The 6,813-nt window shown below is 71.7% G+C and carries 6 protein-coding genes; 5 read left to right on the top strand and 1 reads right to left on the bottom strand.

Annotated elements, in window-relative coordinates:
* The first annotated feature begins 242 nt into the window (after positions 1-242).
* Both GA0115240_RS08585 and GA0115240_RS08580 read left to right on the top strand, forming a co-directional pair.
* Complete coding sequence (locus tag GA0115240_RS08585) at positions 243-851, top strand: bacterial proteasome activator family protein (protein ID WP_093736059.1); 609 nt, start codon at positions 243-245, stop codon at positions 849-851.
* 243 nt (positions 852-1,094) lie between these two features.
* Positions 1,095-2,708, top strand: coding sequence for a protein kinase domain-containing protein (locus GA0115240_RS08580; RefSeq protein ID WP_370673297.1), 1,614 nt, complete (start codon positions 1,095-1,097; stop codon positions 2,706-2,708).
* A gap of 143 nt (positions 2,709-2,851) precedes the next feature.
* On the opposite strand, the gene GA0115240_RS08575 is transcribed toward GA0115240_RS08580, so the two are convergent.
* Positions 2,852-3,868: a phosphotransferase gene (locus tag GA0115240_RS08575; RefSeq protein WP_256069612.1), complete on the bottom strand. Its 1,017-nt coding sequence runs from the start codon at positions 3,866-3,868 to the stop codon at positions 2,852-2,854.
* Positions 3,869-4,315: 447 nt separating this feature from the next.
* Here GA0115240_RS08575 and pdhA point away from each other — a divergent pair, with 447 nt between their 5' ends.
* From pdhA to GA0115240_RS08560, 3 genes are all read left to right on the top strand, one after another.
* On the top strand, positions 4,316-5,554 hold the full coding sequence (pdhA, locus tag GA0115240_RS08570) for a pyruvate dehydrogenase (acetyl-transferring) E1 component subunit alpha (RefSeq protein ID WP_093736056.1): 1,239 nt from the start codon (positions 4,316-4,318) through the stop codon (positions 5,552-5,554).
* A gap of 1 nt (position 5,555) precedes the next feature.
* Complete coding sequence (locus GA0115240_RS08565; RefSeq protein ID WP_237554722.1) at positions 5,556-6,542, top strand: alpha-ketoacid dehydrogenase subunit beta; 987 nt, start codon at positions 5,556-5,558, stop codon at positions 6,540-6,542.
* Positions 6,543-6,561: 19 nt separating this feature from the next.
* The coding region (locus GA0115240_RS08560) for a biotin/lipoyl-containing protein (protein ID WP_305111276.1) at positions 6,562-6,813 on the top strand (252 nt) is incomplete at its 3' end.

The following is a 6,813-nucleotide window of genomic DNA, read 5'->3' as shown; positions in this document are numbered from 1 at the left end:
GGGCCGGCCCGCCCCCTGCCGGGGCTTCCCCCCGTGGGGGTCGGGTGGAGGGCCCAGCGAGATCTTCGGCCCGGGGGTGGTTGCTCGCGCAGTTCCCCGCGCCCCCGCAGGGGCCCCGGTGGGCTCCCGGGCGGTTGGGGTGGCCCAGGCCCCGGGGGGACTGGCGGGCTGGGTGTGTGGGGGCGGGGAGGGAAAGGGGCCGTCGGGATGAGTCGTTGGAGGAGGTGCGGGACAATGGAGGTATGGAGATGCCGATGAATGAACGGTCGCCGGAGAACGCGCAGGACCCGCGGGATTCACAGAACGCGCAGAGCCCGAAGGGCGGGCAGAATCAGCAGGTCCTGGTGGTGGGCCCGGACGGGATGGCTTTGACCGGGTCGCCGAAGGGGGATGCCGAGGGGAATGGGCCCCGCGAGATTCCGGTGACGGAGATGGTCGAGCAGCCGGCGAAGGTGATGCGGATCGGCAGCATGATCAAGCAGCTCCTGGAGGAAGTGCGAGCGGCTCCTCTCGACGAAGCCAGCAGGGTACGGCTGAAGGAGATCCACGCCAGCTCCGTGAAGGAGCTGGAGGCCGGGCTGGCGCCCGAGTTGGTGGAGGAACTGGACCGGCTGTCGCTGCCGTTCACCGAGGAGAGCGTGCCCAGCGAGGCGGAGCTGCGGATCGCGCAGGCTCAGCTGGTGGGCTGGCTGGAGGGCCTTTTCCACGGGATCCAGACCGCGTTGTTCGCCCAGCAGATGGCGGCCCGCGCCCAGCTGGAGCAGATGCGCCGCGCCCTGCCGCCCGGGGTGCTCTCGCACGAGGACGACCAGGAAGAGGCCCAGGGGGCCCGTTCCGGACCGTACCTCTAGCCGTACCTCTAACCGGGGCCTGCCGGCGCCTGCCGGCCGGCCCACTTGGAGGAGGCGGGCAGCACCCCGGAGGCGCTGCCCGCCTCCTCCTTGTACCGGCCAAGAGGCCATGACTTCCACCACACCGCGCCGACGGGCCGCCGGTCGCCCGCACGGCAGGGGACCGAGCCTGTGGACAGGGGGGATTCAGTCCCCCGAAAAGCGGTACGGTGGCGCACCAGAGGCATGGCTGCCGAACGACCGATGGACGAACGACGGCGAGGACTGATGGTCGACCGGAACGAGACGACCGCCGGCACGGGGGCGTCGGAGAGCTCCGGCCAGTGGGGCGAGGGTTCGCTGGTGGGCGACGGCCGTTACCGGCTGAGCGGAAAGCTCGGCCGGGGCGGTATGGCCGAGGTGTTCGCGGCCGAGGACGTCCGGCTCGGGCGCACGGTGGCCGTGAAGCTGCTGCGTACCGACCTGGCCGAGGACCCGGTGTCCAAGGCCCGGTTCACCCGCGAGGCACAGGCCGTCGCCGGTCTGAACCACCACGCGGTGGTCGCCGTCTACGACTCCGGTGAGGACCGCACCGCCACCGGCACCGTCCCGTACATCGTGATGGAGCTGGTCGAGGGCCACACCATCAAGGATCTGCTGAACGGGCCCACGCCGCCGCCCGTCGAGCAGGCGCTGCTGATCGTCTCCGGGGTGCTGGACGCGCTCGCGTACAGCCACCAGCACGGCATCGTGCACCGCGACATCAAACCCGCCAATGTGATCATCACATCGACGGGTCAGGTCAAGGTGATGGACTTCGGCATCGCCCGGGCCCTGCACGGCGCGGCGAGCACCATGACGCAGACCGGCATGGTCATGGGCACCCCGCAGTATCTGTCGCCCGAGCAGGCGCTCGGCAAGACCGTCGACCACCGCAGCGACCTCTACGCCACCGGCTGCCTGCTCTACGAACTGCTCGCGCTGCGCCCGCCGTTCACCGGTGAGACGCCGCTGTCCGTGGTGTATCAGCACGTCCAGGACCAGCCGCAGATCCCCTCGCAGGTCAACAACCGGGTACCGCCCGAGCTGGACGGCATGGTGCTGCGCGCGCTGGCCAAGCAGCCCGACGACCGCTTCCAGAGTGCCGAGGAGATGCGCGGCGTCGTCGGTTACGCGCTCCAGGCCCTGCACGACCAGGGTGGTTGGAGTGGCGGCCGGTGGAACACCGGGGCGGTCACCGCGATCGCGCCCGGTCCCCTTCCGTCGCCCACCGTCGTCTCCCAGGGCGGCCCGCACACCGGCTCCGGCAGTACCGCCGAGTTCGGCCTGCCGCTGCTGGCGGGCGTGGCCGGGGCCGGCGGCCCCGACGACGTGCACGGCTACGGCGCCCCGCCGCCCGCACGGGAGAACCGCTGGCTGAAGCCGGTGCTGTTCGCCATCGTCGCGGTGATGGTCGTGGCCCTCGGTGTCTTCGCCGCCACCCACTTCTCCGGCAACGGCGGCAGCGGCGGCAAGCCGAGCCAGACGGACTCGCCGACGGTCACCCAGGACACCGGGGCCCCCTCGGATTCGCCGTCCGACGTGCCGACCGACACCGGCCAGTTCAGCACCGGGCCGACCGAGACGCAGCCGACGCGCCCCACCGACACCCACACGACGACGCCGCCGCCGACCACGCCGACCACGCCGCCGCCCACCAGCAAGCCGGCGACGACCCCGCCGACCAGCAAGCCGGCGACGACGCCGCCCACCACGACGACGCCGCCGCCGACCACGCCCGATGCCCCGACCGACACCGCCTCCCCGACCGACGGCGGGGGCGGGGGCGGCCAGGGCCCCGACCATTCCGGCGCCAATCGCGCCAACCGCAACCGCTGAGCCGCACCGGGTGAGCGACCGGAACCGGCCCGCGCCGGTTCCGGAGCGGGTTCCGCCGCTGGTTCCGAATGCGGCACAAGCGCCGGCTCCGGCACCAGTCCCGGCCCCGGTTCCGGAGCCGCCACCATCAGCGGCTCCCGCCCTCACCCCGTGAAGGCGTCCAGCACCGCCTCGTACTCCTCGGTCCACCACACCGCGAGCGCCGAGGCGGCCGGGAAGAGCGGGTCGGAGCGGCGGTCGCGGCGCTGGTAGCGCCAGTGCAGCATCCAGAAGTCGTTCAGCCGCTCCCACCACACCCGGTGCACCGCCGCGGCCACCTCGGCCGCCGCGATCCGGGCGCCGCGGCGGTAGGCCCGCGCGTAGCCGCGCACCTTGCGCAGGTCCAGCCGGCCGGTGACCGGGTGGACGAAGAAGATGGCGGCGGCCCGTACCGCCTCCTCGGCGCGCGGGTGGACGCCGAGCCGGTCCCAGTCGACGATGGCGGCCGGTTCGCGGCCCCGGTAGAGCAGGTTCAGCGGGTGGAAGTCGCCGTGCACCCAGCCGCTGACCGGTCCCTCCGCGGCGGGCGGCCGGCGGTGCGCGTACTGCCGCAGCAGCGCCCGGCGCTCCAGCAGCCGGTGTTCGGCGAGCGCGTCGAAGGCGTCGTAGGGGCGGTGGCCGCGGACGAGGGCGAGCAGCTGGTCGATGTGGGCGTGCGTGCGGTCGGGGTCGGCGCTCAGGTGCCGGACGGCCGGGGCCGGCGGCTGGATGCGGGCCAGGCCGGTGTGCACCCGGCCGAGCAGCCCGCCGAGCCGGCGGGACTGGGCGGGGCTGAGGTCGGTGCCTTCGCGGTGGCGGCCGTCGATCCAGGGGAAGAGGGCGTAACCGGCGCCGCCGGAGACGGTCACGGTCGCGCCGCGGGCGTCCGGCAGCGGCGCCGCGATGGGCAGGCCCAGCTGGGCCAGGCGGCGGGTGGCGTGGTGCTGGCGCAGCACGACGTCCGGCGCGGCGGTGTCCGCGGCGATGTACTGCTTGAGGAAGAAACGGCCCTCGGTGGTGGTCACCCGCCATCCCCGGTTGAGCAGCCCCCGGGGGACGGGTTCGCAGGTGAGCGGCCTCCCCGCGTCCTCATAGCGGCGCAGCACAACCGTCAGCGGCGGCGCCGATGCCGTGCCCGTCACGCGGCTCAGCGTAGATCACCGACCGGGACCGTCCGGACGAACTGGCGCCCACCCGCCCGGACCTGATAGGCCCTCGACCGGGCTCGCCGTCGGGGCGGAATACGCGGATATGTCGCTGGACATGTCCCTGCTCACCCCAGGCCCGGATTTCGCACCGCCGCGGTCCCGCTGCCTCTTACGCACTTTCCGCATCCGGGATACGGTGCGATGGTCCCGGTGGCCTGCGGGAATGCCGTTTAGTAGGAAATCAAAGCAAAACCGCAGGTGGGACGGCTTCGCGCGATGGTGGAACTTGTAGGTAACGTCTGTTCTTGCAGGCCCATCGCCGTGGCATCATGACGCCTGGCTCGGCCATGCCGCACACACCCCGTGCGTCACGTCGGACCAGGTGAGCCGCACCTGGCTTCCCCGGCAGACCCCGGGGGCCGGACAGACGGAGGAGCGAACGTGAGCGTGAAGAGCACTGCCGCGCGGAGGACTACCCGCGGCGGCGCGAAGCGCCGTGGGGACGAGCCCGGGCTCGTACAGCTGCTGACCCCCGAGGGCGAGCGCGTCGAGCACAGCGAGTACTCCATCGACCTGACGCCGGAAGAGCTGCGTGGCCTGTACCGCGACATGGTGCTGACCCGCCGTTTCGACGCCGAGGCGATCACCCTGCAACGGCAGGGCGAGCTGGGCCTGTGGGCCTCGCTGCTGGGCCAGGAAGCGGCCCAGATCGGTTCCGGACGGGCCACCCGTCCGGACGACTACATCTTCCCCACCTACCGCGAGCACGGCGTGGCATGGACCCGCGACGTCGACCCGCTGAACCTGCTCGGCATGTTCCGCGGCGTCAACAACGGCGGCTGGGACCCCAACGAGAACAACTTCCACCTCTACACCATCGTGATCGGCTCGCAGACCCTGCACGCCGCCGGCTACGCGATGGGCATCGCCAAGGACGGCGCGGACGCGGCGGTGATCGCGTACTTCGGTGACGGCGCCTCCAGCCAGGGCGACGTGGCCGAGGCCTTCACCTTCGCGGCGGTCTACAACGCGCCGGTGGTGTTCTTCTGCCAGAACAACCAGTGGGCGATCTCCGAGCCGACCGAGAAGCAGTCACGGGTGCCGATCTACCAGCGGGCGGCCGGCTACGGCTTCCCCGGCGTCCGGGTCGACGGAAACGACGTGCTCGCGGTGCTGGCCGTCACCCGGGCGGCCCTGGAGCACGCCCGCAGCGGCCAGGGACCGATGCTGGTGGAGGCCTTCACCTACCGGATGGGCGCACACACCACCACCGACGACCCGACCCGCTACCGGGACGACGACGAGCGGGTGGAGTGGGCGTCGAAGGACCCGATCGCCCGGCTGCGCACCTACCTCGACCAGCAGGGCCTGGCCGACGAGGACTTCTACGCGGGACTGGGCACCGAGGCGGACGCGCTGGCCAAGCGGGTGCGGGACGGCGTGCGGAACATGCGCAATCCGGAGACCATGGCCATCTTCGACCACGCCTACGCCGACGGGCACGCGCTCGTCGACGAGGAGCGGGCACAGTTCGCGGCCTACCTGGACTCCTTCGCGGACAGCCGGGGCGAGGGGGCCGCGAACGGCTCCCCCACGACGGACTCCGCCGCGGACTCCGCGGCCGGTTCCGCGACCGGCACGGCGACCGATTCCGCAGCCGGCGCCGGGAAGGGGCACTGACATGAGCGAGACGGCAACCACGATGGCCATGTCCAAGGCCCTCAACCAGTCGCTGCGCAAGGCGCTGGAGAGCGACCCCAAGGTCCTGATCATGGGTGAGGACGTCGGCAAGCTCGGCGGCGTCTTCCGGATCACCGACGGCCTGTACAAGGACTTCGGCGAGGACCGGGTGATCGACACCCCGCTGGCCGAGTCCGGCATCGTCGGCACCGCGATCGGGCTGGCGCTGCGCGGCTACCGCCCGGTGGTGGAGATCCAGTTCGACGGCTTCGTCTTCCCGGCCTACGACCAGATCGTCACCCAGCTGGCCAAGATGCACGCCCGGGCGCTCGGCAAGATCAAGCTGCCCGTGGTCATCCGCATCCCCTACGGCGGCGGCATCGGCGCGGTCGAGCACCACAGCGAGTCGCCGGAGACGCTGTTCGCGCACGTCGCCGGTCTGAAGGTGGTCTCGCCGGCCAATCCCTCGGACGCCTACTGGATGCTGCAGCAGGCCATCGAGTGCGACGACCCGGTGATCTTCTTCGAGCCGAAGCGGCGCTACTGGGACAAAGGCCAGGTGGACGTCGAGTCGGTGCCCGGCGACCTGCACAAGGCCGTCGTGGTCAAGCAGGGCGCCGATCTGACCCTGGCTGCCTACGGGCCGATGGTGAAGGTGTGCCTGGAGGCCGCCGCGGCCGCCGCCAACGAGGGCCGCGACCTTGAGGTCCTGGACCTGCGGTCGCTCTCGCCGATCGACTTCGACACCATCCAGACCTCGGTGGAGAAGACCCGCCGGCTGGTCGTGGTGCACGAGGCGCCGGTGTTCTACGGGGCCGGCGCCGAGATCGCCGCCCGGATCACCGAACGGTCCTTCTACCACCTGGAGGCGCCGGTGCTGCGGGTGGGCGGTTTCCACGCGCCGTATCCGCCGGCCCGCCTGGAGGACGAGTACCTGCCGGGTCTGGACCGCGTACTCGACTCCGTCGACCGCGCGCTGGCGTTCTGAGGAGAGGGTTGTGACGACCATGACCGCACGGACGCAGCGTTTTCTCGAGTTCAGGATGCCGGATGTCGGTGAGGGACTGACCGAGGCGGAGATCCTCAAGTGGTATGTCGCGGTCGGTGACACGGTCACCGACGGGCAGGTGATCTGCGAGGTGGAGACGGCCAAGGCAGCCGTCGAGCTGCCCATCCCGTTCGACGGGGTGGTCAGCGAGATCCGCTTCGGCGAGGGAACGACGGTCGACGTCGGAACGGCGATCATCGTGGTGGACGCG

This window comes from Streptomyces sp. DvalAA-14 (assembly GCF_900091855.1).
GTDB lineage: Bacteria > Actinomycetota > Actinomycetes > Streptomycetales > Streptomycetaceae > Actinacidiphila.
The sequence above is the reverse complement of the archived record's forward strand: the minus strand, read 5'-3'. Positions and strand labels throughout refer to the sequence as shown.